The 25,730-nt window shown below is 71.5% G+C and carries 14 protein-coding genes and 2 pseudogenes; 7 read left to right on the top strand and 9 right to left on the bottom strand.

The window, feature by feature from the left end; all coding sequences use genetic code 11:
• Positions 1-59: 59 nt before the first annotated feature.
• The 3 genes from ACFYR3_RS12450 (at position 60) to glpK (ending at position 4,482) form a co-directional block, all read left to right on the top strand.
• Entirely contained in the window at positions 60-1,703 is a 1,644-nt protein-coding gene (locus ACFYR3_RS12450) for a GGDEF domain-containing protein (RefSeq protein WP_355839356.1), read from the top strand.
• Between the two features lie 417 nt (positions 1,704-2,120).
• Positions 2,121-2,861, top strand: coding sequence for an MIP/aquaporin family protein (locus ACFYR3_RS12445; protein WP_355839358.1), 741 nt, complete (start codon positions 2,121-2,123; stop codon positions 2,859-2,861).
• A 100-nt stretch (positions 2,862-2,961) separates the two neighbouring features.
• On the top strand, positions 2,962-4,482 hold the full coding sequence (gene glpK / locus ACFYR3_RS12440; RefSeq protein ID WP_355839360.1) for a glycerol kinase GlpK: 1,521 nt from the start codon (positions 2,962-2,964) through the stop codon (positions 4,480-4,482).
• A gap of 171 nt (positions 4,483-4,653) precedes the next feature.
• Here glpK and ACFYR3_RS12435 read toward each other — a convergent pair whose 3' ends face one another.
• Genes ACFYR3_RS12435 through ACFYR3_RS12415 form a run of 5 tightly spaced genes read right to left on the bottom strand, consistent with a single transcriptional unit; the run spans position 4,654 to position 12,738 of the window.
• The gene (locus ACFYR3_RS12435) at positions 4,654-5,259 is read right to left on the bottom strand and encodes an ATP/GTP-binding protein (protein ID WP_355839362.1); all 606 of its coding nucleotides are present in this window, start codon (positions 5,257-5,259) and stop codon (positions 4,654-4,656) included.
• On the bottom strand, positions 5,240-8,881 hold the full coding sequence (locus tag ACFYR3_RS12430) for a hydantoinase B/oxoprolinase family protein (protein ID WP_389282691.1): 3,642 nt from the start codon (positions 8,879-8,881) through the stop codon (positions 5,240-5,242). Before ACFYR3_RS12430 ends, ACFYR3_RS12435 begins: the two co-directional genes overlap by 20 nt.
• Positions 8,882-8,905: 24 nt before the next feature.
• Positions 8,906-9,301 carry a DUF742 domain-containing protein gene (locus ACFYR3_RS12425; RefSeq protein ID WP_355839366.1) on the bottom strand — a complete coding sequence of 132 codons (396 nt, stop codon included), beginning with the start codon at positions 9,299-9,301 and terminating at the stop codon, positions 8,906-8,908.
• Positions 9,302-9,310: 9 nt separating this feature from the next.
• The gene (locus ACFYR3_RS12420) at positions 9,311-9,751 is read right to left on the bottom strand and encodes a roadblock/LC7 domain-containing protein (RefSeq protein ID WP_355839368.1); all 441 of its coding nucleotides are present in this window, start codon (positions 9,749-9,751) and stop codon (positions 9,311-9,313) included.
• Positions 9,748-12,738 (bottom strand): nitrate- and nitrite sensing domain-containing protein, encoded by a 2,991-nt coding sequence (locus tag ACFYR3_RS12415; protein ID WP_355839370.1) that lies wholly within the window; start codon positions 12,736-12,738, stop codon positions 9,748-9,750. Before ACFYR3_RS12415 ends, ACFYR3_RS12420 begins: the two co-directional genes overlap by 4 nt.
• A 423-nt stretch (positions 12,739-13,161) precedes the next feature.
• Here ACFYR3_RS12415 and ACFYR3_RS12410 point away from each other — a divergent pair, with 423 nt between their 5' ends.
• Positions 13,162-13,800, top strand: a complete 639-nt coding sequence (locus tag ACFYR3_RS12410) for a hypothetical protein (protein WP_389282688.1) — start codon at positions 13,162-13,164, stop codon at positions 13,798-13,800.
• Between the two features lie 174 nt (positions 13,801-13,974).
• On the opposite strand, the gene ACFYR3_RS12405 is transcribed toward ACFYR3_RS12410, so the two are convergent.
• Positions 13,975-15,162, bottom strand: a complete 1,188-nt coding sequence (locus tag ACFYR3_RS12405) for an NAD(P)/FAD-dependent oxidoreductase (RefSeq protein WP_389282686.1) — start codon at positions 15,160-15,162, stop codon at positions 13,975-13,977.
• A 197-nt stretch (positions 15,163-15,359) separates the two neighbouring features.
• On the opposite strand from ACFYR3_RS12405, the pseudogene ACFYR3_RS12400 reads away from it, so the two are divergent.
• From ACFYR3_RS12400 to ACFYR3_RS12390, 3 genes and pseudogenes are all read left to right on the top strand, one after another.
• A pseudogene (locus ACFYR3_RS12400) lies at positions 15,360-15,635 on the top strand (SRPBCC family protein); the annotation flags it as partial.
• Entirely contained in the window at positions 15,628-17,094 is a 1,467-nt protein-coding gene (locus tag ACFYR3_RS12395; RefSeq protein WP_355839374.1) for an aldehyde dehydrogenase family protein, read from the top strand. The pseudogene ACFYR3_RS12400 and the gene ACFYR3_RS12395, both read left to right, overlap by 8 nt.
• Positions 17,095-17,259: 165 nt before the next feature.
• Positions 17,260-18,089: pseudogene (locus ACFYR3_RS12390) on the top strand (amino acid permease).
• 144 nt (positions 18,090-18,233) lie between these two features.
• Here the strand turns inward: ACFYR3_RS12390 and ACFYR3_RS12385 are convergent.
• The 3 genes from ACFYR3_RS12385 to ACFYR3_RS12375 form a co-directional block, all read right to left on the bottom strand.
• On the bottom strand, positions 18,234-22,868 hold the full coding sequence (locus tag ACFYR3_RS12385) for a hypothetical protein (RefSeq protein ID WP_389282684.1): 4,635 nt from the start codon (positions 22,866-22,868) through the stop codon (positions 18,234-18,236).
• Between the two features lie 69 nt (positions 22,869-22,937).
• Positions 22,938-23,816, bottom strand: coding sequence for a hypothetical protein (locus tag ACFYR3_RS12380; protein WP_355839378.1), 879 nt, complete (start codon positions 23,814-23,816; stop codon positions 22,938-22,940).
• A 226-nt stretch (positions 23,817-24,042) separates the two neighbouring features.
• Positions 24,043-25,560 (bottom strand): hypothetical protein, encoded by a 1,518-nt coding sequence (locus tag ACFYR3_RS12375; protein WP_355839380.1) that lies wholly within the window; start codon positions 25,558-25,560, stop codon positions 24,043-24,045.
• Positions 25,561-25,730 lie beyond the last annotated feature (170 nt).

Below are 25,730 nucleotides of genomic sequence, written 5' to 3'. Positions count from 1 at the left end.
CTGCGTGAACTCCTCATGAATCGCCCACCGGCGTACGCCGACGGCGGCACTATGCTGCTGTGCCCTCCTGGACGGATACTGTCCGCTTCGCCTTCCAGCCGGTCGTCAATCTGACGACCGGAGGGGTCGCGGCGCTGGAGATACTCGCCCGTCCGGAGTCCGGCGACATCCTGGCTCAGGCCCGCCGCGACCCCGAACTCGACGGCAGGCTGGCCGCGTTGGCCATCCGGGCCGCCGCCCGCAGGGAGACACTGCTGCCCCTGCACGTCAACGTGTTCGCCGGAACCCTGGCCGACCTCGGCAGCCTCTCGGCACTGCGGAACGAGGTGCGGGAAGCCGGGCGGCTGCCCTGGGAGGTCACCGTCGACGTCGGCCCGCCGTACACGCACGTGCCGCAGCACGCCCTGCTGGAGGCGGTCGCCGCGGTGCGCGGCGAGGGTTTCCGGATCTGCGCGGACGGCATCGGCGACGGCGACGTACCGCTGCGCCTGCTCACGGATCTGGCCCCCGAGCTGATGAAGCTCGACGTGTCCCTGCTGTCGCGGCCCGCCGCGGTGCGCGCGATGCGGACACTGTGCGAACAGCTCGGCGCGCTGCTGTCCGTCGAAGGGGTCGAGACGGAACTGCAGTGTGCCGCCGCGGTGTCGGCGGGCGCGCAGCTCGCGCAGGGCGAACTGTTCGCACCGCCCGCCCGGCTGCCCTCGGCGGACGTATACGTTCCGGCGCTGTCGCCCGGCGTCCGCAGCGCGCCCCGGTCCGGGCCGTCCGTACGGCAGTTCGTACGCCCGGCCGCGCTGCTGCCGACCACCGCGTCGGCCGGACAGGTCAGGGCACTGCTCACCGGGTCGCCCGACGTGTCCGGGGTGTTGCTCGTGGACCCGTCCGGGATGCCGGTCCGCTCGGTGCACCGGTCACGCTTCCTGTTGTCGATGTCCGGGCGCTACGGGCATGCGCTGTACGCCGATCGGCCCGCCTCCAAGCTCGGTGATCCACCGCGTACGGTCGGCGTCGACGCCACGGCCTGGGAAGTGCTCGACGTCGTCGCGGACGGGGACCGGGACCGTACGTCCGACGATGTCGCGGTCGTCGACCGGTACGGACGGTGTGTGGGCGTCGTACGCCTAGCGGACCTCGTACGGGCGCTGTCCGAGAGCCGGGTCGAGGAGGCGGCGGGGCTCAACCCGCTGACCCGGCTGCCCGGTTCGGACGCGATCACCGGGGAGGTGGACCGGCGGATCGCGGACGGCCGGATGTTCGCTCTGAGCTGGCTGGACATCGACCACTTCAAGCAGGTCAACGACGGAGCGGGGTTCGCGGCCGGCGACGAGCTGATCCGGGCGGTCGGGCGGGCGTTGCAGCTCTCGGCGTCCGAGACGACGCTGGTCGGGCACATCGGCGGCGACGACTTCCTGGTTCTCGCCGACCCGGACGCCCTCGACCCGCTGGTCTCCTCGGTGCTCGACACACCCTGGGCGGCCGGCGGCCGCGCCGTCACCCTGTCGCTGGCCACGGTGCTGTGCGCCCCCGGCAGCGTGATCGACCACCGGCAGGCGGCCACCTCGCTGGCACCCCTCAAGCAGGCCGCCAAGGTTCTGGACGGGGCGAGTTGGGTGCTGGGGCGGGCGGGGCTGCCCGGTCATGAGATCCTCCGCGGCACGGGGGGCGCGCCGATGGAGCCGTACGGGCAGACGCTGACCGGCTGACCGGCTTCCCGGCTTCCCGGCTTCCCGGCTTCCCGGCTTCCCGGCTTCCCGGCTTCCCGGCTTCCCGGCTTCCCGGAAATGGTCCGCTCGTACGACGCACGCGTCCCTCCGCGGCGCGTCCTCTTTGCGCCCTCGAACCGTTGCAGTCCGCGACCTTGACGCCCCCCGGGCGCCGGAGAACACTTCCGGGTGTCAGTCGGCATCGCCGCATTCGGGCGTCTTCAAGCACCGCTCCGCTCGGGTTCCGACCTGTACCCAGGGCCGTCCCCCACGGGCGATTCCGCTGCGACGGCACGCTCGTCACGGACGCCGAGCGGGGCGCGGGATCTCCCTGCCTTCGGCTGAAGTAGCCATGGGAAACGCACCCTGCACGGTGGCCCGGAGCGGATCGCCCCGGGCGAGAGCCTAGGAGCCGCCATGAGCAACGGAGACATCTTTGTCGGCGAGTTGATCGGCACCGCGATTCTGATTCTGTTCGGCGCGGGTGTGTGCGCCGCTGTCACGCTGAACAAGTCCAAGGCCCAGGGAGCGGGCTGGGTCGTCATCGCCTTCGGATGGGGCTTCGGCGTCCTCGCCGGCGCCTATACCGCGGCACCGCTGTCAGGAGGGCAGATCAACCCGGCGGTCACCATCGGATTCGCGATCGAGGGCTCGACGAAGTGGTCGGACGTGCCCTTCTACCTCCTCGGGCAGTTCGCCGGAGCCATCATCGGGGCGGTCCTGTGCTGGCTGCTCTACCTCGGCCAGTTCAACCTCAACGCCGAGGAGGACAAGGCCATCGAGACGCTGGGGATCTTCTCGACGCGCCCCGAGATCGACAACCCGGTGCAGAACCTGATCACCGAGATCATCGCCACGGCCGCCCTGATGCTGCCCATTCTCGGGCTGGTCGGCGGCAGCAAGCACGTCGCGGGCATCGGCGACGCGGGTCTGCCGGTGCTGCTCATCTCCTTCCTCGTCGTCGGCATCGGCCTCTCCCTGGGCGGCCCGACCGGGTACGCCATCAATCCGGCCCGCGACCTGGGACCCCGCCTCGCGCACGCGCTGCTGCCGATTCCCAACAAGGGCACCTCGGAGTGGAGATACTCCTGGATTCCGGTGGTCGGCCCGATCGCGGGTGCCGCCATCGGCGCCGGGATCTACAACGTGGCCTTCTGACGGAACGCGGCCACCCCGGAAGCGCAGCCGCCTGACGAAGGCCCAGCCACCCTCCTGACGAGAACTCAGCCTCCTGACGAAGAACACGTAAGGGGACGACATGACGGACCACGCCGAGAAATACGTCGCCGCAATCGACCAGGGCACCACCTCGAGCCGCTGCATCATCTTCGACCGGGACGGCGCGATCGTCGCCGTCGACCAGCGCGAACACCGCCAGATCTTCCCCAAACCGGGCTGGGTGGAGCACGACGCCACCGAGATCTGGTCCAAGGTGCAGGCCGTGGTCGCGGGAGCGATCGCCAAGGCCGGGCTGCGCGCCGACCAGCTGAGCGCGCTCGGCATCACCAACCAGCGCGAGACAACGGTTCTCTGGGACCGCGCCACCGGCAAGCCCGTCCACAACGCGATCGTCTGGCAGGACACCCGCACGTCGGCGCTCTGCAACGAACTGGGCGGCCCGGACGGTCAGGACCGCTTCCGCGAGCAGACCGGCCTGCCCCTCGCGAGCTACTTCTCCGGGCCGAAGGCGGCCTGGCTGCTCGACAACGTCCCGGGCCTGCGCACGCGCGCCGAGCGCGGTGAGATCGCCTTCGGCACCATCGACTCGTGGCTCATCTGGAACCTGACCGGTGGCACGGACGGCGGGCGGCACGTGACCGACGTGACCAACGCCGGGCGCACCATGCTGATGAACCTGGAAACCCTCCAGTGGGACCCGTCCATCCTCTCCGCGATGAACATCCCCGAAGCGGTACTCCCCGAGATCAGGTCCTCCGCCGAGGTGTACGGCACCGCCGTGGGCCAACTCGGCGGTGTCCCGGTCGCGTCGGCGCTCGGCGACCAGCAGGCGGCGGTCTTCGGGCAGGCCTGCTACGACGTCGGCACGGCCAAGAACACGTACGGCACCGGCAGCTTCCTGCTGCTGAACACCGGCAACAGGCCCGTTCCCTCGAAGCACGGACTGCTGACGACCATGGGATACAAGATCGGCACCGAGGCGCCGGTCTACTGCCTCGAAGGGTCGATCGCGATCACGGGCGCGCTGGTGCAGTGGTTCCGGGACCAGTTGGGCATCATCCGTTCCGCCGACGAGATCGAAACGCTGGCGGCGAGCGTCGAGGGCAACGGCGGCGCGTACATCGTGCCCGCCTTCTCGGGTCTGTTCGCCCCTTACTGGCGCTCGGACGCGCGTGGCGTCATCACCGGTCTCACGCGGTACGTCACGAAGGCGCACCTCGCGCGCGCGGTCCTGGAGGCCACCAGCTGGCAGACGCGTGAGGTCGTGGACGCCATGTACCAGGACTCCGGGGTGCAGATCACCACCCTGAAGGTGGACGGTGGCATGACCAAGAACAATCTGCTGATGCAGCACCAGGCGGATGTCCTCGGCGTACCGGTGATCCGCCCGAAGGTCTCCGAGACGACCTGCCTGGGCGCCGCGTACGCGGCCGGACTCGCGACCGGGGTGTGGAACGACCTCGACGAGCTGAAGACGCACTGGCAGAAGGACGTCGAATGGACGCCGTCCATGGAGGCCTCCGTGCGCGACAGCGAGTACCACAACTGGCGCAAGGCGGTGGAGAAGAGCTTCGGCTGGCACGACGACACCATCGAATGACCCCTGCACCCGCGCTGTCGGCGCGGGCGGCGCGTCGGCGCGAAACAGGTGTCCACGCGTGCGTGGTTCTCACGTGAACCACGCGCGCGTGCATGACCGCGGCCCGTACCCCTGTCGGCGGGGGTACGGGCCGCCCCTGTGCGTCGTGACGGCCGCGGCGCCGCGCCCGCGTCAGGTCGTGACGCTCTCGCGGCGGGCGGCGGCGTACGCCATCGCGTGCTGGACGACGCGGATGAGGACCTCCTTGACGGACTCCCGGTCCCGCGCGTCACAGAGGACGACGGGCACACCAGGGTCGAGGTCGAGGGCCTGGCGGACGTCCTCCGCGGGGTAAAGGGCGGCTTCCTCGAAGCAGTTGACTCCGACCACGAAGGGTATGGAGCGCCGTTCGAAGTAGTCGACCGCGGCGAAGCAGTCCTCCAGACGGCGGGTGTCGGCCAGCACGACGGCGCCCAGGGCACCCGTGGCGAGCTCGTCCCAGAGGAACCAGAAACGGTCCTGGCCGGGGGTCCCGAACAGGTAGAGCACCAGGTCCTCGCGCAGCGTGATCCGGCCGAAGTCCATGGCGACAGTGGTGGTGTGCTTGCCCTCCACGCCACTGGTGTCGTCGATGGGCCGGCCCGCCTCGGTGAGGAGTTCCTCGGTGCGCAGCGGCTTGATCTCGCTGACCGCGCCGACAAGGGTCGTCTTGCCCACGCCGAAGCCGCCTGCCACCAGGATCTTGAGCGTGACGGGCTCGACCGGAGGCTTGCCGCGCTCAGAACGCCCGAAGATCATCGATCTCTTCTCCTGCTTGATGGGGGTCGTGCGGCGGTGGGCCGTAGCCCCCGCCGCCGGGGGTTTCGATGACGAGCACGTCGCCGGGTCCGACGTCCGTCGCATCGCTTCCGCCGAGTTCCGTGACGGTACCGTCGGCGCGCTCCACCCGGTTGGCGCCGAGCGCACCGGGCTCGCCACCCGCCATGCCGTACGGCGGCACCCTGCGGTGCTGGGAGAGCGTCGAGACGGTCATCGGTTCCAGGAACCGGATACGGCGTACGGCGCCGTCGCCGCCCCGCCAGTGTCCGGGGCCGCCGCTGCCGCGTCGAATCGCGAACTCGTCGAGCCGGACGGGCAGTCGCCACTCCAGGACCTCGGGGTCGGTGAGCCGCGAGTTCGTCATGTGGGTCTGTACGACGGGGGCGCCGGGGAAGCCGTCGCCCGCACCCGATCCGGAGGCCACGGTCTCGTAGTACTGGTGGCGCTCGTTGCCGAAGGTGATGTTGTTCATGGTGCCCGAGCCCTCGGCCTGCACGCCGAGGGCCGCGTAGAGGGCGCCGGTGATCGCCTGGGACGTCTCCACGTTGCCGGCGACGACGGCGGCCGGGGGCTCGGGGGCGAGCATCGACCCCGGCGGCACCACGATGCGCAGGGGGCGCAGACAGCCGTCGTTGAGCGGGATGTCGTCGTCCACCAGGGTGCGGAAGACGTACAGGACCGCGGCGTTGACCACGGCGAAGGGCGCGTTGAAGTTGGTGGTGAGCTGTGCGGACGTGCCCGTGAAGTCGACTGTGGCGGAGCGTGTTTCGCGGTCTGCCGAGACGCGGACACGGATGACCGCCCCTGAGTCGGTCTCGTAGGCGAACTCGCCGTCTTCGAGCGTGTCGATGACGCGGCGCACCGCTTCCTCCGCGTTGTCCTGGACGTGCTTCATGTACGCCTGGACGACATCGAGCCCGAAGTCCTCGATCATCCGGCCGACTTCTTCGACGCCCTTCCTGTTGGCGGCGATCTGTGCGCGCAGGTCGGCGAGGTTGGTCTTCGGGTTGCGCGAGGGGTGGGGCGGCTCGGTGAGCAGGGCCAGTGTCTCCGCCTCCCGGAAGCGGCCGTTCTCGGCGAGCAGCCAGTTGTCGAAAAGGACGCCCTCTTCGTCGATGGTGCGACTGTTCGCCGGCATGGAGCCCGGGGCGATGCCACCGATCTCGGCGTGGTGGCCGCGCGAGGCGACGTAGAACAGGATCCGCTCACCCTCCGTGTCGAAGACCGGGGTGATCACGGTGACATCGGGGAGGTGGGTGCCGCCGTGATAGGGATCGTTGACGGCGTAGGTGTCGCCGGGCCGCATGGTGTCGCCGCGCCGCCGGACGACCTCCTGCACGCTGGTCCCCATCGAGCCCAGGTGGACCGGGATGTGCGGGGCGTTGGCCACCAGGTTGCCGTCGGGGTCGAAGAGGGCGCAGGAGAAGTCCAGGCGCTCCTTGATGTTGACGGACTGGGCGGTCGATTCCAGGCGTGCGCCCATCTGTTCCGCGATGGACATGAAGATGTTGTTGAAGACCTCGAGCAGAACGGGATCCGCTTCCGTGTCGAGTTCGGAACTCTCCGTAATCGCCGCGCGTTCCATGACCAGATGCCCGTCGTGGGTCGTCGCGGCCCGCCAGCCGTCGTCGACGACGGTTGTCGCGCCTGCTTCGGCGATGATCGCGGGTCCGTTCACGGTCTCGCCGGGCGGGAGCTCCTCGCGGCGGTGCAGGGGCACTTCGCGCCAGGTGCCTCCCGTGTGAAGGCTGACGGTCTCCGGGGTGGCCGAGCGGGATGCGGGTGCGGCCCGGTAGGGGGCGAGGGCGGAGAGATCGGGGGTTTCGGTGAGACCGGTGGCTTCCACGGAGAGGGCTTCGACGACGACCGGGCGGTCGAGAGTGAAGGAGTAGGTGGCGCGATGACGTTCTTCGAAGGCGTGGTTCATGGTGCCGGGCTCGGTGAGCTCGACGGTCAGCGCCGTGTCCGTGCCGTCATAGCGGAGCTGGGCCCGGCGGGTGATCCGGATGCGGTCCTCGGGAACGTCCTCGGCGAGGAGTTCGGCGCGGGTGGCGCCCTCCAGATCGTCGGCCGTCTTGAGGATGCCGGGCATCGAGGACGGTTCGAGGGGCGCCTCGACGGACTGTTCGCGCATGGCTGTCGTATCGGCGAGTCCGATGCCGAGGGCGGACAGGACGCCTGCCATCGGCGGGACCAGGACGGTGCGGATGCCGAGGGAATCGGCGACCATGCACGCGTGCTGGCCACCGGCGCCGCCGAAGGTGGTCAGCGCGTAGCGGGTGACGTCGTGGCCCTTCTGTACGGAGATCCGTTTGACGGCGTTGGCGATGTTGGCCACGGCGATCTGCAGGTAGCCCTCGGCGACCTGCTCCGCGGTGCGGTCGTCTCCGGTCCTCTCTCGGATCTCGTGCGCGAGGGCGTTGAACCGGTCGCGGACCAGGGCGCCGTCGAGGGGCTGCTCCCCGCCGGGGCCGAACACCTTCGGGAAGTGGGCGGGCTGGATGCGGCCGAGTGCGACGTTGGCGTCGGTGACCGTCAGCGGACCGCCGTTGCGGTAGCAGGCGGGTCCGGGGTCGGCGCCGGCCGAGTCGGGGCCCACGCGGTAGCGGGAGCCGTCGAAGTGGAGCACCGATCCGCCACCCGCGGCGACGGTGTGGATGTCCAGCATGGGGGCGCGCAGCCGGACCCCGGCGATCCGGGTGGTGAAGGTCCGCTCGTACTCTCCGGCGAAGTGGGAGACGTCCGTGGACGTACCGCCCATGTCGAAGCCGATGACGCGGTCGAAGCCGGCGAGCTGCGACATCCGGGCCATGCCGACGATGCCGCCGGCGGGTCCGGACAGGATGGCGTCCTTGCCGCGGAACTGGCCCGCCTCGGCGAGGCCTCCGTTGGACTGCATGAACATCAGCCGTACGCCCCGGAGTTCGGCGGCGACGTGCTGGACGTAGCGGCGCAGCACGGGCGACAGGTAGGCGTCGACGACGGCCGTGTCACCACGCGGCACCAGCTTCATCAGCGGGCTGACCTCGCTGGAGAGGGAGATCTGCGAGAAGCCGGTGCGGGCCGCCAGCTCGCCCACGGCTTGTTCGTGGGCGGGGTGGAGGTGGCTGTGCATACAGACCACGGCGATCGCGCGGATCCCGTCGTCGTATGCCTCCTGGAGGGGTGCGACGAGGGCGTCCAGGTCGGGGGCGCGCAGGACGGTGCCGTCGGCGGCGATCCGTTCGTCGACCTCGACCACCCGCTCGTGGAGCAGTTCGGGGAGTTCGATCGCGCGGGCGAAGATGTGGGGGCGGTTCTGGTAGGCGATGCGCAGGGCGTCGCGGAAGCCCCTGGTGGTGACGAGGAGCGTGCGCTCGCCCTTGCGTTCCAGGAGGGCGTTGGTCGCGACGGTGGTGCCCATGCGGACGGCGTCCACCGGGGCGCCCGCGGCGTCCCCTTCGCTGCCGAGGAGTTCACGGACGCCCGCGACGGCCGCGTCGGCGTAGCGGGCCGGATTGTCGGAGAGCAGCTTGTGCGTCAGCAGCCGACCGTCGGGGCATCGCGCGACGATGTCCGTGAAGGTACCGCCCCGGTCGACCCAGAACTGCCAGCCTGTCACGTCTGTTCCCCGTTTCCGCCCAGCTCAGAGCGCCCGGAGGCGGCTGATCACGTCGCGCAGAATACTCTCGTCCGGCAGTTCGGCAGGGGGTACGGGGCGTGTCACATGCACCATTTCGTCGTCCACCAGGTCCCCGATGAGGACCCGCACCACTCCGATGGGCAGATCGAGTTCGGCTGCGAGTTCGGCGACCGACTGGGGGACGCCACGACAGAGTTCGACGATGTCCACGTGTTCCGGGGACAGCGTGTGGTCCGCCTCGGGGTCCTCGGCGTGCTGTTCCGTGACCACCAGCGCGATCAGATCGAGGCGGTGCTGGCCCGTGCTGGTGGTGCGGCCGCGAGTCATGGCGTACGGACGGACCACCGGTCCCGCCTCGTCGTCGAACCAGTGGCGTCTTCCCTGACCGTCTCCGCTCATGTCATCCCACTACCCGCCCGAAGTCAGATCGGTGCGCGGACTGGCGGCAAGATGTACGCCGACTCGCTTGACGAGGAGCGTCATTTCGTATGCGACCTGGCCCACGTCCGAGTCGGCGTCCGAGAGGACGGCGAGGCAGCTGCCGTCGCCGGCCGCCGTGACGAACAGGAAGGCCTCGTCGAGTTCGACGACGGTCTGGCGGACGCTGCCCGCCTCGAAGTGGCGGCCGACGCCCTTGGCGAGGCTGTGGAAGCCGGAGGCGACGGCGGCCAGGTGCTCGCTGTCCTCCCGTGTGAGGTCCTTCGAGGCCCCGGTCGGAAGGCCGTCGCCGGAGAGCACGATCGCCTTGTGGATGCTGGCGACACGGTCCACCAGTTCGTCGAGCAGCCAGTTCAGCTCACCGGACACATTGCTGGTCGCGGTGGGCCCTGCGGCCTTCGGTGCGGTCATCGACCATCCCCCTTTGTCGTTCGTCGTGCTGAGCCGTCCTGGGCCTGGTCGCCCACGGCGTTCTCTTCGCGGCCGCGCTGCCAGCCCCGCTGGAGCGAGGCCATCCGGCTGCGTACTTCGTCGGCGTCCCGCTCGGCGGGGTCCGCCCCCGTGCCGTCGCGGCCGTTGCCGCGCTCGGCGAGCCGCGCCGGTCCGTCCTTCAACTGCGGTGCCAGACTGGCCTGTCGGACGCGCCGGGGCAGCGGGGCCGTACCCGATTCTGCCTGCCCCACCGCGATGTCGCGCTGCGGGGTCGTTTCGTCCGGGCTCACGGCCGACGCGGTGGTGCGGGTGCGCCGGGGCAGAGCCGGGGCATCTCCGAGGCCCGGAGCGTCCGGATGGCCGGGGCCCTCACGGCGGCCGGGCGCTGTGCGAGGTTCGGGTGCCTCATGAAGGCCGGGTCGCTCGGGTGTACCGAAAGCCCCACGCGGACCGGGGACACCGGAGCGCCCACCGTCGCGCCGGGCCGGGGCAGCGGATCGCTCGCCGCGCCGCTGCGGCAGTGGCCTCGCGCCTTCGAGTTCCGTCGCACGGCGTTCCGGGCGATCCGCGCTCTCCCTCGGCTCCGGGTCCGACGGAGTGCCCAGGTTCCGCGCCGATTCGAGGTCCCGGTCCGTGTCGTCGTCCGCCCGGTCTCGCCACGACCTGGCCTGGGTGACGGGCCGGCCGTGGGAGCTGACGAGCTTGGGTGCCCGGCGTCGCGGCAGCGGGACGGGAGCGGTGCCCGGACGGTCGTCGTCCGCGGAGCGGGCGGGATCGTCGCTGCTGTCCCCGGCCTGCTGGTGCCGCCCTGCTGGAACTCCGGCGATCGAGCGCCGCGGGCGGAACAGTCCCCCGCGTTCGCTGTCGTCGTCGCCGAGAGCCCCGGGGAATCCGGTGAGCGTGTCCAGGTCGACGGGCGCGTCCAGCTCGACGGGGCCGTCCAGGACCGAGGCGGGCAGTCCCGGCAGACGCACGGAAGACTGGGTGAGTGCAGCGTTGCGGCGCTCCTCCGTCCCGCCCTCCTTGGTGGGCAGGGTGCGGTCGAGGCGGAATCCGATGCCGTTGGTGTCCGGTACGTCGTCGGTGAGCAAAGCGTCCGGCATGAAGACGACCGCGGTGGTGCCGCCGTACGGAGACGGCTGGAGCGAGACGCGGACGTTCTGCCGCTGGGCGAGGCGGCTGACCACGAAGAGGCCGAGCCGGTCGGTGTCGGAGAGTTCGAACTCGGGGGTCTCGGCGAGCCGCAGATTGGCGTCGAGCAGTGCCTCGGCGGCCATGCCGAGGCCGCGGTCGTGGATCTCCAGGGTGAAGCCGTTGGCGACGCGCTCACCGACGACGTGCACGGCCGTGTGCGGGGGCGAGAACACCGTGGCGTTCTCCAGGAGTTCGGCCACGAGATGAGTGAGGTCGGCGACGGCGGGACCCGTGAGGGCGACGCGCGGCAACCGGCGTACCTCGACGCGTTCGTAGTCCTCGACCTCGGCGACAGCCGCGCGGACGATGTCCATCAGCTGGACCGGCTTGCGCCACTGCCGGGACGGCGCCGCGCCGGACAGGATGACCAGACCCTCGGCATGGCGTCGCATTCGGGTGGTCAGGTGGTCGAGTCGGAACAGGTCGGCCAGCTCGTCGGTGTCCTCGGTCCGGCGTTCCATGGTGTCGAGGAGGGTGAGCTGTTTGTGGAGCAGGACCTGACTGCGGCGCGCGAGATTGACGAAGACCTCGGAGACGCCCTCGCGCAGTTCGGACTGCTTGACGGCCGCCTCGACGGCGGCGCGCTGAAGGGTGTTGAGGGCCTGGCCGACCTCGCCTATCTCGTTCCTGTCGTACTCCAGGCGCGGCACTTCGGTCTCGACGTCGACCTGCTCACCGGCGGAGAGGCGGCGCATGACGCTGGGCAGCCGTACGCCGGACGCCTCGTGGGCTTCCAGACGCAGCCGGCGCAGGTCGCGGATGAGGCTCCGGCCGATGCGCACGGACATGACGAGCGAGATCAGCAGGGCGATCAGACCGACCACGCCCGCGACGACAGCCTGGAGGATGACGCCCATGGCGACGGGCCTGACCCGGTCCCGGTAGTGGTCGCCGGCCCGGTCCTCGAGGTCGCCGAGTTCGGCGAGCACATGCCCGGCCGCGCCGTCCCAGCTCTTCGCGGTGACGCCGCTCGGCGAGCCGGCCGTGGAAGCGGCCACGGCCTGCTCCGCCACGCGCAGTGGCCCGGTGCCGGCGTTCCTCCAGTAGCGCTCGAAGCGGTCGCGTTCCGAGGAGGGCAGCAAGGGCAGGCTGATGTCGTAGAGGAGGGTGCGCTGGGCCACCAGGTCGGAGAGGTCTCGGAGTTCGTCCCGGGTGATGTGACCGGCGACCAGTGCGGAGCCGAGGAGGGCGTCCTCACGGGAGAGCAGTTCGCGGGCGCGGGACACATTGACGAGGGCGCGGCCCTCCTTGTCCAGCTCCACATCGTCGACCACGTGCAGGTTGGCCATCAGGACGTAGCAGGGATCGATCAGACGGTTGTAGAGGCCGAGGGCCTGAACACGGTTGACGGTGCCGTCCTCGATGCCGCTGCGCAGCGAGGAGATCCCGTCGAGCGCGTCGAGGAGAGAGGTGAGGCGCTCCGCGGTGCCCCCGCTCAGCTCTTTGCGCACGCCCTTGTCGTTGGCGTTCCTGCGGACCTTCGCCACGATGCGATCCGTGGCACCGCGGCTGCGCTTGAGCGCGGCCAGCCCGTCCGACGCGCGAGGATCGGCCAAGTAGACGAGCGTCTGGCGGCGTTCCTGCTGGAGGACTCTGACGGTGTCCTCTGTCGGGTAGTCGATCTTCTGCACGATCTCGGACACGTTGAAGAGCCGACTTGCCTCACGCCCCGTGAGCACGGTCGCGAAAGCCCAGATCGCGGTCAAGGACACCAGGGGCACGAGGAGCAGCGCCACAATCTTCCGGCGGATGGACTTCCCGCGAAAGCGCATGGCCTCCCCCAGCTCGACCCCCTCGGCCGGGGGTACACATGTGCGTCAACAAACGGCGTGAGCCTACTACTGACCCAGAGGTAACTCGAAGACCCGTCCGGACGCGGTCCGGGCTCGACGGGGAACAAGACATGGGGAGTTGTCCGTTCATTGGGGGAGATTGCCTCCCTGAATCCGGCACTTGGGGCCGGATCACATCGGAGCGGGGAACATCGTCAGTTGGCCGGAATTCTTCGCTCGGCGGGAATCTTCGGGGCAGGTCGTTCGTCTTTCTGTACGGGAATTGAGGGCGGAATCGGCCACAGGTGCCGCATGCCGCGCTCAGGCGGCGTAAAAGAGCGCAAGCCGGGCAGCCACTGGGGAGCGGGGGTCGCAAAGACACCCGTGCGAGAGGGCTGCTGGGCGGTGGGGAGTGACAAGTTGATGGGCACGGCGGAGCGGAGCGGGGCACCCGCTACTGGGGTTGGGACGCGCGAGGCGGCACAACTGGCCACCCGGGCACCGGATCACGATATTCCGGCAGCTGGGCGCGGTCGGCCGGACGAGCGGCGGACCAGGACGGGCGAGCCCGGCAGGGCGGAGTACCAGGAAACCGCAACGGACAGGGGCGGCCGAGTTGATGAGAAGGGCGCTGCCACGGACGGACAAGAGGCCCACGAAGAGCGGTCGTACTACCGGCCGTTGTGGATCGAGGAGCCCGCGCGCAGGCGCCGGTTGCCCGATCCGGTGCGTACGTCGGCCGTGCGCGCGGTGCTCATCATCGCGGTGACGCTGATACAGGCCGTGGTGGCCTTCCTGTGCACGATGGCGGAGTCCTGGCTGGCCTTCCCGATGGTCCTGAGCAGCGTGGCCAGTACGGTCGTCGCGACATGGGCCGCACTGGACGTCTGGGTGACACGGCAGGTGTGGAACCAGCGGAACGGCGTCGTGTCGGTGCCGAGCAGCACCGCGCGCGCACTGCGTCGCGAGCGCCGCAAGGCCAGGCGTCAGGCACGGATCTCGGCGCGGGCCCAGGAGCGGATACGCAGGCGGGGCGGGGCCGGACAGTTGTCGCACCCTTAGCGGAGCGGCAGACCTCCCTGCCTCCACCCCGGGTACGGCGTGGGCGGGAGCGGCACGTCGCGACGAAGCGTTGGGGGGCCACTGCTCACACGGCCGGCCGGCGCAAGGGAACGGGACGGGCCTCCACCTGCCCCTCGCGCCCGCGCTCGTCCGGCGGCCACCGGAGTCACTCCCTCACCGTGTCGCCCGCTCTACCGGGTCCTCACTGCGCGACAAGTTCACGGCGGATGCGCATGAAGGGACGGGGGCGGTCGACCGCGAGCACCGCTGTCGTCCGGCCGGCACGCTCATAGAGGGTGAGGAGCCGCCCTCTGCCGGTCCGCCGTCGTCGAGGGCTCCCTCGACGATCCCGACCGTGTCCGATTCCTGTCGTCGGCCCGCGAACTGGATCCGCGCACCGTACTGGTCAGACCAGAAGTAGGGCAGGGACCGCAGGGTCGCCACAGTGCGTCCTGCGAGCAAATTGCCCACCGCGAACCGGGGTTGCTCAGTTGCGGAGGTCCAGTGTTCGGTGCGGGTGCCTTCGGCCCGGGCGACGTCACCGACGGCGACGACCTGCGGAATTCCTGTCACGCAGCCGTCGTCGCACAGCACTCCGCCGCTCAGGGCGAGCGTCGAGCCCGCCAGCCAGCCGGTGTTCGGGGCGGCACCGATTCCGGTTATCACGACATCGGCGGGCAGGGTGCGACCGTCGGACAGTTTCACTCCGATGACCGCGCCTGGAGACGCGCGGCCGCTCCGCCGGAAGCCGGCGACGCCGGTTCCGGTGACGAGGCAGGTGCCTGCGCGCCGGTGCAGTGCGGCACACACGGCCGCCATGTCCGGGCCGAGTTGGGGAAGGAGGGGCAGCGGTGCGGCCTCGACGACGGTGACGTCATGGCCGAGGGCGGCGCACGAGGACGCGGTCTCGGCACCGATGAAGCCGCCGCCGATGACGACACGGCGCTGTCCCGCGGCGAGTTCCGCGCGCAGGGCCCGGGCGTCGTCGACGGTGCACAGGGTGTGCACGCCGAGGAGACCGTCACCGGAGAGGCGGCGGGCGGAGGCGCCCGTGGCGATGACGACTCCGTCCGTGGAGACGGTGCGGCCGTCGTCGAGGATGACGGTGGGGCCACGAGCGTCGAGGCCGCGGGCGCGTATGCCGAGGAGCCACTCGGCGTCGAGCCCCGCGCACTCCTCGGCGTCGGTCAGTGCGAGTCGGTCCTCGTCGGCGCGGCCGGTGAGGAAGTCCTTGGAGAGGGGAGGCCGGTCGTAGGGTCGGTGGGGTTCGTCTCCGACGATCACCAGCCGTCCGTCGAAGCCCTGGGCGCGCAGCTCGCGGGCGGCGTACAGACCGGAGAGGGAGGCACCGACGACGGTCACGGTCCTCATCGGGACCGCCCGACGGCAGGGAGGCTCGTGGCACCCACGTGACGAATTCGGCTCACGTGGGCGGCAAGGCTCAAGTGCCTCATGCGGCTCAAGTGACCCACCCCGCACCAGTAGCTCACTCGGCACGGCCGGGTGACGCGGACCACTCCGGCGGTGGACGGGGAGGCGGGGCGCGCGGCGTCGATTCCATCCTGCACCGCATGTTCCCGCTCGCCGAGGACCGCACGGTCGTCGAGTGCGACTGGCGCTACGCCCCGGAGGTCGTCGAGTCGGGTGCGGACGTGTCCAAGTCGGTGGAGCTGTTCCACCGGGTGAACGAACAGGACTTCGAAGCCTGTGAAAGGACACAGCCGGCGATGGCGTCCCGGGCCTATCGCAACGGTGGTGTGCTGGTTCCGACCGAGCATCACATCGGGATCTTCCATGAGTGGTTGATCGCGCGACTGGGAGGCCCACGTGCCTGACCTGTACATCGACGGAACATGGCGGGGCCCGCTCGACGAGGGCACCCGGGAGATCCGCTGTCCCGCCGACGGCTCACTGGTCGGCGTCGTCGACGAGGCGGGCGGCAAGGACACGGTGGAGGCCATCGCCGCCGCGCGCCGCGCCTTCGACGAGGGCCCCTGGCCCGCGACCCCGGCCGTGGACCGCGGTGACCTGCTGCTGCGCGTCGCGGACCTCCTCGTCCGCGACAAGGACGCCCTCGCCCGCGCCGAGTCGCTGGACACCGGCAAGCGGCTCGTCGAGAGCGAGTACGACATCGACGACATCGCCAACTGCTTCCGTTACTTCGGCAGGCTGGCCGCCGCCGAGACCGGCCGGGTCATCGAGACGGGCACGCCGAGCGTCGACAGCCGTGTCGTGTACGAACCCGTCGGGGTCTGCGCGCTGATCACCCCGTGGAACTATCCGCTCCTGCAGACGGCCTGGAAGGTGGCACCGGCGCTCGCCGCCGGCAACACCTTCGTCCTCAAGCCGAGCGAATTGACTCCGCACACGGCGATCCATCTGATGCGGCTCCTGGAAGAGGCCGGAGTGCCTCCGGGCGTCGCCAATCTGGTGCTGGGCGCGGGCCCCGAGGCGGGCGCCCCGCTCGCCGACCATCCGGACGTGGACCTGGTCTCCTTCACCGGAGGCCTCGGGACCGGGCGCCGGCTGATGGCCGCCGCGGCCGGGACGGTCAAGAAGGTGGCGCTCGAACTCGGCGGCAAGAACCCGAACATCGTATTCGCCGACGCCGACTTCGAGACGGCCGTCGACATGGCGCTGACCGCGGTCTTCCTGCATTCCGGGCAGGTCTGTTCGGCGGGCGCGCGGCTGCTGGTCGAGGACACGCTGCACGACCGGTTCGTCGACGAGCTCGTACGGCGGGCTTCGGAGATCAGACTGGGCGGGCCGTTCGACGAGCGGGCACAGACCGGGCCGCTGATCTCGGCGGCGCATCGCGCCAAGGTCGAGGCGTACGTCGCCAAGGGCCTGGCGGAGGGAGCCGTGCTGCGCTGCGGTGGCGCGCGGCCGACGGGGCCCGGCTTCGACGCGGGCTTCTACTATCCGCCGACCGTCCTCGACGAGTGCAGCGGCGACATGTCCGTGGTCCAGGACGAGTCGTTCGGGCCCGTGCTCACCGTGGAGCGCTTCAGCGGCGAGGCCGAGGCCGTGCGCCTCGCCAACGACACGGTCTACGGGCTGGCGGGCGCCGTCTTCAGCACCGACGAGGCCAAGGCCCAGCGCGTCGCGGCCCGGCTGCGCATCGGCACGGTGTGGATCAACGACTACCACCCCTACGTCCCGCAAGCCGAGTGGGGAGGTTTCAAGCAGTCAGGCCTCGGCCGCGAACTCGGGCCCTCGGGACTGGCCGAGTACCGCGAGGCCAAACACATCTGGCGCAACACCGATCCGTCCCCGCAAGGCTGGTTCGCCTGATCCTGATCGTCCGGGGCGGTGCATCCGGCCGCCCCGGCGCAAGTACGCGGACATGGTGCCCGCGTACCGCTCCCCCGTAGAACCCGGCATCCGCACCCACACCCGCACCGGCACCCGCACGAGCCGCTCCCTCACCCCGTCCCCAGGCCCACCTGGAGTCCGCTCATGACAACCGCAGACCAATCGTCCGCCCACACCACCACGACGATGCCGAACTCACCGAGTTCGGCTACAGACCCGAACTCAAGCGCACTCTCGGCAACTTCCACACCTTCGCCGCCGGCATCAGCTGCATCTCCATCCTCACCGGCACCTTCCAGCTCTTCTACTTCGGCTACGCCAGCGGCGGTGCCGCCTACTGGTGGTCCTGGCCGATGGTCTTCGCCGGGCAGTTCATGGTCGCGCTCTGCTTCGCGGAGCTGGCCGCGCGCTGTCCCGTGGCGGGCTCCGTCTACAACTGGTCCAAGAAGATAGGCAATCCGCATCTCGGCTGGCCGGCCGGCTGGATGATGCTGGTCGCCTCCATCGTGACGATCTCGGCGGTGGCGCTCGCCAAGTCCCGCGGCACCGTGCGGCTGCGCACCCGCGACTACCGGGACAAACCGAAAGTCGATCCGCGCTACTTCACGCACGAGCACGACGTGCGGGTGATGACGTACGGGCTGAAGCTGGCACGGCGGATCGTCTCCCAGTCCGCGCTGAGCGGCTGGGCGGGCGCGGAGCTGGCCCCCGGACCGGACATCCGGTCCGACGACGAGCTGCTGGACTACATCCACAAGACCCACAACACCGTCTACCACCCGTCCTGCACCGTGAAGATGGGCGCGGACGACGACGCCTCGGCCCCGCTCGACGCGCGGCTGCGGGTCAAGGGGGTCGAGGGTCTGCGGGTCGCGGACGGCTCGGCGATGCCGGATCTGATCTCCGTGAACCCGTGCATCACGACAATGATGATCGGCGAGAAGTGCTCCGACATGCTGAAGGAGGACGCGTAGACGAGCGCCCCGCGAGGGGCACGGGGAACTGAACCGAGCACCGCGAGGGACACGGGGAACGGGACTGAACCCCGCGAGGGGTGCGGGGAACGGGAACTGCGCGACCGGCCACGGACGGCCCGCAGTTCCCCGACCGCCGTGTTTCTACGGGGCGATCGGCGCCGGACGCTTGTACATCCGGGTCGCGGTGATCTCGGTGTGCACGGTCTCCCCGGCGGGCGCCTCCCGCGGCAGTCCCGGCCGCAGATGTTCCTCCACGCTGATGTACTTCAGCCCGGCACGAAGGTCGGCGTCGTTGCGCAACCGGATGACGAGGGGGAACTCGGCGAGCGCGGTCGTGTCGAACAGGCCGGTGGTGTAGAGGAGTTGGACGCCGAGCGCGTCCGAGACGGCCCGCTGGAGCTCCAGCAGATACGTCGCGTTGGCGCGCCCGATGGGATTGTCGAGGAACAGGGTGCCGGCGTGCCGGTGCTTGTCACGGCCGCGGTCGTTGCTGCGCAGTGCGGCCATCGTGCAGTACAGCGCGATGGCCGCGGTGAGCAGCTGACCGCCGGAGAACACGTCGCCCATCTGCCCGACGGGGACGCGTTCGGCGCGCAGCACGGCATCCGGCTTGAGGATCTCGACGGCGACGCCCTTGGGCTGGAGCGCTGCGCCGACTCCGCGCAGCAGCAGCGACATACCGTCGCGCCGCATGTCGGAGTTCTTCTTGACCGCCGCACGGGTGGCCTCGTCGACCACCTCACCGAGCCGCTCGGCGAGGGTGGCCTGGTCGGGTTCCTCGAAGCGGATGCGCAGGAATTCCTGCCCGGACCACTCCCCGAGTCCTTCCGGCAGCCGGGACAGCCGCTGTGCGGACCGCAGTGTGGCGAGGGCGGACTCCACGAGCCCGCGCAGCCGGTCCACGATCGAGTCGCGGTTGCGCTCCAGTTGTTCCAGTTCGTCGGTCAGTACGCGCAGCCGGGGCGCGAACGCGTCCGCCCATTTCTGTGCGTGCTCGGGCAGCGAGGAGGCGGGCAGCTCGCGGATCTGCTGCCGGGCGGGGGTGCGCACCTGCTCGTAGCGCGTGGAGTTGGCGTGCCGTACGAGGATGTCGCTCGCCTCGCGGACGGCGGCCTCGGCCGTGGAGAGGTCGGCGGCGCAGCCGCGCAGCGAGCGGCGGCTCTCGGCGGCTGAGTTCCGCGCCTCTTCGAGGGTGCCGGGGTAGGGCTCGGGCTCGTCCTGCTCCTCGTCGACGTGCTCCCGGATCAGGTCCCTGAGCAGGGCTGACGTCTCGTCGAAGCCGCCGGCCGCGTCCTCGGCGGACCGGTGGGCGTCGAGGAACTCCGCGTGTGCCTCGCGGGCCCGGTTCAACGCCTCGGTGCGGGAGGCGAGTTCGGTCATGGCGGTGCGCAGCAGGGTCTGGGCGTGCTCGGCGTCGCTCGGAACGAGTTCGTCGGCCAGCTCGGTGTGCACCTCGCCGTCCTCGGGTGCGTGCCGCTCGGCCTCGCCGCGCAGCCGCCCGAGCTGTTCGCTCGCGGTCGACATCCGGGTCTCCAGGAGCTGCACCAGTTCCTCGGCCCGCGCGGCGGCGGCCTGCCGGGAGGGGCTGTCGGAACCGTCCGGTGACTCAAGGAGCTGCGCGGCGCGCGTGCGGACCTTGTTGCTGAGCCGGTCCAGCTCCGCGAGCGCCGTGCTCTCGTCGCTCTCGGCCCGTGTCTGCTCGGCCCGCAGGTCGGCTCCCACGCCGACCTGCTCGTACAGCTGCGAAGCGGCCCGGTAGGCCTCCCGCAGGGCGGGCAGCGAGGCCTTGGCCGCCGCCGTCCCGTCATGTGTCACCTCGTCGGGGGCGCCCGCGATCTCCGCGCGCTCGGCGCGCAGCGCGCGGGCCGTGCGGCGGGCGTCGTCGGCGGCACGCTGGGTGGCGCGGCGGTCCTCGTCGGCGGCGCGGGCGCGCTCCAGACACACCTGGGCGCGGGCCTCCGACTCGGCTGCCTCGTCGGCGAGTTCCCGGAGTTTGACCTGCCATCCGGCGCGTTCGCGCAGCCGGAAGGCGAGTCCGGCGAGGGCGTCGGCGGCGCGCCGGGCCTTCTGCGCGGCCTCCTGCCGCTCGTCGCGTACATGGGCCGCGTCGGCCGCCGTCTCATCGGCCTCCGCGCGGACGGTACGGGCCTCGGCCAGCTCGGCCTCGGCCTCCTCCGCGAAGGCGCGCGCGTCTCGGGCGGTCGTGGCCAGTTCGGCGAGCCGTCCGGCGGGGCAGCCGGTGCGCCAGGACGCGAGCCGCGCGGCCAGCTCCCGGTCCTTGCCGAGGCGGGTGGCGAGGGTACGGATCTCCTCGTCCCGCAGGCCCGTGCGGGCCCGCAGCGTCTGGCGTTCCTCGTCGGCCGCGTGCTCGTCGTGCATGGCCGGGTTCGGCGGTACGAGGAAGACGCCGCCGTCTCCCGCGTCGGTGGCCGGGGTCGGGGCGAGCAGGGCGGCGGCCGTGCCGACGGCCACCGCCGAGCGCGGCAGCAGCGCCGCGTCGGTGAGGGCCTCGCGGGCCCGCGCGTGGGTGTCCGGGTCGGTGATGATCACGCCGTCGACGAGTTCGGGCCGGGCGGCCAGCACGCGCGCGTGGTCGACGGGATCGACGGCCTGCGCGAGGTAGCGCCAGCCGGGCAGCGCGGGGATGCCGTGCTCGCCGAGGTACTCGACGGTGGCGAGGACGTCCGGGCCGGGCGGCAGGAGCCCGCCGTCGCCGAGCGCCCCGAGGATCCTTGCGTCGTCGGCCGCGGCGGTGCGCAGTTCGAAGAGCTGCCGCTCGGACGCGGCGACCCCTTCGTCGAGTAGTTCGCGGAGGTCGTCGGCGTACCGGTCGAGCTCTTCGGGAGCCAGCGGGGCACCGCCCGACGAGCCGGCAAGACCGTCGGAGTCCTCGTCGCGGCGGGGCTGCGGAACACCGCGGGGGGTGTCTGCGCCCGGCAGGCTCAGCAGCTCCGCGAGCCGTTCCTCCTCGGCCAGGGCCTCGGCCGTGCGGCGCTCCGCTTCGTACGACCGCTCCGCGGCCGTCGCGGCGTCCGCCGCGCGGGCCGCCGTCAGCTCGGCGCGGGACTCGGCGGACGCCGCCTCCCGCGCCTGGTCGGCGGCGCGTCGCGAGGCCTCACGGGCGGTGTCCCAGGCGGCGACGGCCGCCTTCTCCGCGTCGCTGGCGGCGAGTGCGGCCCGGGCCGGGTCGGCGTCGGGGGCGCTGTCGTCGAGCCAGCCGGCCCGGACCGCCTCGGCGGTCTCCTGCTCGACCTCGGCCAGCCGCTGACGCAGATGACCGACCTCGCTGCGGGCACGCTGCGCCGCGGTGGCGGCGGCCGTCGAGTCGGCGTGCGCCGTCTCCCCGACCTCCTGAAGGCCGGCGGACCGCTCCTCCTCCTCGTTGGCGAGCGACTCGGCGCCCTCGGCGGCCCGGTGCAGGGCGCGGACGAGGTCGACGGCGGCCCTGGCGCGGGCGGCGAGCGCGGGAGCGGCGTCCCGTTCGGCCTCGCGGATCGCGTCGGCCACGCGGGTGGAACGGTCGGCGGCGGCACGGTGGCGCAGCACGGCCTCGGCGGCCTGCCAGGCGGCGTGCAGCGTGCGCGCGTCGGCGAGCTCGCGCTTCTGCGCGGCCGCCGACTTCTCCGCGCTGGCGAGGGCCAGCGAGGCGTGACGGTAGGCGAGTTCGGCGGCGATCAGCGCGCTGCGCTCACGGGCGCCCTCGGCATGGGTGACGGCGTACGCGGCGGCGGTCACGCGCTGGGCGAGCTCACCGGCGCGCACACGCTCCCGCACGGCCCGCGCGGACAGCCTGCGTGCCAGCGTCCTCGTCCGCCGCTCGGCGCCCGTGTGGATGTCACGCGCGCGGGCTCGTCCCTCGGCGGCGTCGACGATCCGGCCGAGCAGGTCCACGGAACCGGCGGTGAAGTCGCGCTCGGCGATGAGTTCGGCGCGGCGCCCCAGCTTGTTGCCGAAGCCACCGACCAGGTCGGCGAGCCCGTCGGTGTCGCGGGTGTCGGTGACCGCGCGCAGCAGGAGATCGGTGAAGTCGGAGTCCTTCTTGACCGCGAAGAGGCCGGCGGCCTCGCCCTCGTCGGCGTTCATCTCCCGCTGGTAGCGGAAGAGTTCGGGGTCGAGGCCCAGGTCGCCGAGGTGTTCGTTCCAGCGGTCGTGGATCTCCTCCCAGTGCACCTCCAGGTGCGGGTAGACCTTGCCCGCCTCGGTGATCGCGTCGCGGAAGCCCTTCATGGTGCGCCGCCGCCCCTGCGCTCCGGAGGCACCCTCGACCGGCGGCCGAACCGCGGTGGCCTCGGCGACGGGCAGGTTGTCCAGGCTGAGGCCCGGTCCCGGCCGGAACGAGTACCAGGCCTCGGCGAACTTCCGGGGGTCGTTGGAGACCTGCCGTCCGCGCCACTCGCTCGCCTTGCCGACCACCACGCATTCACCGGTCAGCGTGTGCTGCCACTCCAGCGCGACGTGTCCGCAGTCGTCGGCGAGCAGGAACTTGCGCAGCACGCCGGAGCTGGCGCCGCCCAGCGTGTTGCGGTGGCCGGGGAGCATCACCGAGAAGATCAGCTTGAGCAGGACCGACTTGCCGCCGCCGTTCTCCAGGAAGAGCACGCCTGCGGGCGCGGGCCGGCGCGGCGGGCCGACCGGCTCCTCCTCGAAGAACTCCGCCTGGGTGGGCGCGGGATCGGGTACGGGCTCGCCGACGCCGCGCAGGTCCAGCACGGTGTCGGCGTAGCGCGCACCGGCGGGCCCGATGGAGTAGAGGCGGACCCGGGACAGCTCGTACATGGCGGCGGACTCTCGTAGTCGTGTGGGGAGGTGAGGTCGTGTGGGGGGGGAGCCGGGGGCGGGCGGACGTCAGGAGTGGAAGGGCAGTCCGGCTCCGGCCACGAGCTCCAGGTCGTCGCCGTCCGCGGCGGGCAGCAGCGTCGCCGTGCCGTCGGTCACCGGGACGATGCCCAGTTCCAGCAGTTCGCCCATGGCCGCGCTGCCCGCCATGTCACGGACCTGGAGCTGATAGCGGGCCGTCGTCCGGTACGTCCCGCCGGAATCGTCGCCGGTGCGCTGGAGGAACCCGGACTCGGTGAGGAAGGCGACGGCCTTGGCGATGATGCCCGTCGTCGAACCGGCCAGTCTTCGGGCGTCCTTGGTGGCCCCGGTGGAGCTGCGCCGCGCCCAGATCCGCCAGGCCGCCTCCAGGCCCGGCGCGTCGGTCGCCGGGTCGGTGTTCTCGCCGGTCTCCTCGGCCCGCTCCTCCAGGCGTCGGCAGGCCTGTCGTACGAAGGCGTCCACGCCGTTGACCGAGACGCGCCCGATGTATCCGTCGTCCGCAAGGTCCTCGGGGCGCGGGAAGGCCATGGCGGCCACGGCGAGGTGGGCGAGTCCGTGCAGGAACCGGTCCCCGGAGTCGGTCGAGGCGCGTCGCGCGTAGTCGCCCATACGGACGGCGAAGACGGAGTCCTCGGCGGCGGTCACCGCCATCCCCGCGCGTGGGGACACCTCCAGGACGACCAGCCCGAGGCCGGCGGCGACCGCGTCGGCGAGCCGCGCGAAGGGCGGGTCCTCGCGGTAGCGGCGCAGCAGCTCGGTGTACTCCTGGTCGCGGGCGGGCTGCAGCTTGGGCTGCAGCCCGAAGGCGACGAGCCGCGCCGCGTCGGCGGCGTCGGCAGGTGTGACGGGGGCGTTCGCCGGTGCGGCGGTGGCCTCCGGTTCACTCCACTCGACGTGCTCGGTCACGGCTGGGGCTCCTTGTTCGGAAGTACGAGGGTACGTACACGGGTGCGGGCGGCTGCCCCGTGCGGGGCTCGCGGGGCGGAGGGGTGCGGCTTCGTCGCGGGGGCGGGGGCGGTGGCGCCGGACGCGAGGACCGGGCAGGGCACGAGGACCCGGCGGGACGCGAGGAACCGGCGGGGCACGAGGACCGCGGGCGACCCGCAGCCCCGGAGCTCTCGCGGTGGACCGTTCATGCCCGGTCCGCCTTCATCCCGGCCGCGTCGAGCAGGGCCATGCCGACGATCAGATCGGCCCCGCCGAATTCCGGATCGTCCAGCTCGGTCCCGTCGTCCACGGCGAACAGCAGGCGCTCCTCGCCCTGCCGGTAGGCGGTGCCGACCGGCGGACTCGCGGCGTGCACGGCCAGCAGAGCCACCAGGTAGGGCAGCTCGGGATCGCGGCGGCGCGCCTCGGCGAGCAGACCGGACAGCCGGCGCGGCGCGTCGGGGGGCAGATTCAGAAGCTCCTTCGCGGAGACGAGCTGCTCCTCGCTGAAGCGGCTGTCGTCCGGTGTGGCGATCAGGTCGGGCTCGGGCATCTCCGCCCCGAGGTGCTCGCGTTCCAGCGGCGGCGTCAGCAGGATGTCGACGAGGTCCCCGACACGGACGGCGACGGGTGTGCGCAGGCCCGTCCCGCGTGCGAAGAAGGCGTCGGTGACGCGCAGCGCCCGCTCCACGGGCAGGGGGAGCACCGGCGCGACCAGATGGCCGTAGAGGTCGATCCCAGAGGTCGTCATGGGGGTCCCGAAGGCCTGCCGGTCCTGCTCGGCGCGGAACAGCGGGCCGGCCTCCAGGAGGCGGGACTGGAGCTGGGTGTGCCGGCGGATGCAGTCCTTGACTATGTCGACGAGCTCGGCGGCGCGCCGCTTCTGCTCGGGGTCCTCGGACTCGTCACGGGCCTTGCGGATGTTGGTGAGGATCGCGTTCTCGTGGCGGTACCGGTCGGCGACGTGGTCCAGGGCCTCGGCGATCATGTCGGGCACAGCCTGGAGCCAGTCGACGGCCCGGACATTGCGCCGGGTCGCGTCGAGGGCCTTGCGCAGCGTCTCCGCGTACTGAACGGTCCGGTAGCGGGCCTGCTCGGCGGCGAGTTGCGCGTCGGCCAGCCGGCCGCGGCTGATCAGCACCTCCAGCTTGACCTCGGCGGCGATCTGCGCGCTGGTGACGTCGGTGTCGAGGGCGCCGACGAGCACGTTGACCGCTTCGTCGGTCGTACGGAGGTAGACGCTGCCCCCGTAGCCGGGGACTTCCTCGATCAGCTTGAAGTCGTAGTCGCGGCGCACATAGGTGCCGTCCGGTGCGAAGGTGCCGTACACGGCCCGGAAGCCCCGGTCGACACTTCCGACGTTGATCAGGTTCTCCAGGACCCAGCGGGCCACGCGCTCGTGCTCGGCGACCGGGCGCCTGGGTGCCTGGGCGGCGATGCGCGGGATGAGCCTGGCCACTATCTGGTCGTGGTCGGCACCGGTGTCGAAGTCCATGTTCAGTGTGACGAGATCGATGGCGGCGAGGGCGACCTCGGCCATGCCGTACAGCGTGTACTCGCCCGCGAGGTTCGCCTTGCGCACGTCCAGGTCGTGCAGCGGCGCGGTGCAGGCGAGCGCGCGCAGCCGCCGCGCCAGGCCCTCGTCGGCGGCCGGGCCCGGCGCCGGGCGCGGCCCCGCGCTGAGCTGGGGCGGAACGCTGTCCGTCGATGCAGGCGAAGTCACGGTGCACAGACTAGGTCCTCGGTCCGACAACGGTCGAAACGGCGCAGAAGCGACCGCCGTCCCCGGCACCGCCATGAAACCGCCGCCCCGGCGTGGCCCCACACCCACCGCACAGCCCCCGCACACCGGCCCCGCAACGCCGGGCCCGGTCCCCCGGCCCGGGCCGGCCG

Source organism: Streptomyces sp. NPDC005784, assembly GCF_042871525.1.
In the GTDB taxonomy this organism is placed as follows: Bacteria; Actinomycetota; Actinomycetes; order Streptomycetales; family Streptomycetaceae; genus Streptomyces.
Note: the sequence above shows the minus strand (reverse complement) of the source record. Positions and strands in the feature narration are given on the sequence as shown.

Coding starts and splice junctions, on each gene's coding strand:
- ACFYR3_RS12415 (WP_355839370.1), bottom strand. CDS start 12,738: ATGCGCTTTCGCGGGAAGTCCATCCGCCGGAAGATTGTGGCGCTGCTC.
- ACFYR3_RS12425 (WP_355839366.1), bottom strand. CDS start 9,301: ATGAGCGGAGACGGTCAGGGAAGACGCCACTGGTTCGACGACGAGGCG.
- glpK (WP_355839360.1), top strand. CDS start 2,962: ATGACGGACCACGCCGAGAAATACGTCGCCGCAATCGACCAGGGCACC.
- ACFYR3_RS12385 (WP_389282684.1), bottom strand. CDS start 22,868: ATGTACGAGCTGTCCCGGGTCCGCCTCTACTCCATCGGGCCCGCCGGT.
- ACFYR3_RS12420 (WP_355839368.1), bottom strand. CDS start 9,751: ATGACCGCACCGAAGGCCGCAGGGCCCACCGCGACCAGCAATGTGTCC.
- ACFYR3_RS12410 (WP_389282688.1), top strand. CDS start 13,162: ATGGGCACGGCGGAGCGGAGCGGGGCACCCGCTACTGGGGTTGGGACG.
- ACFYR3_RS12435 (WP_355839362.1), bottom strand. CDS start 5,259: ATGATCTTCGGGCGTTCTGAGCGCGGCAAGCCTCCGGTCGAGCCCGTC.
- ACFYR3_RS12445 (WP_355839358.1), top strand. CDS start 2,121: ATGAGCAACGGAGACATCTTTGTCGGCGAGTTGATCGGCACCGCGATT.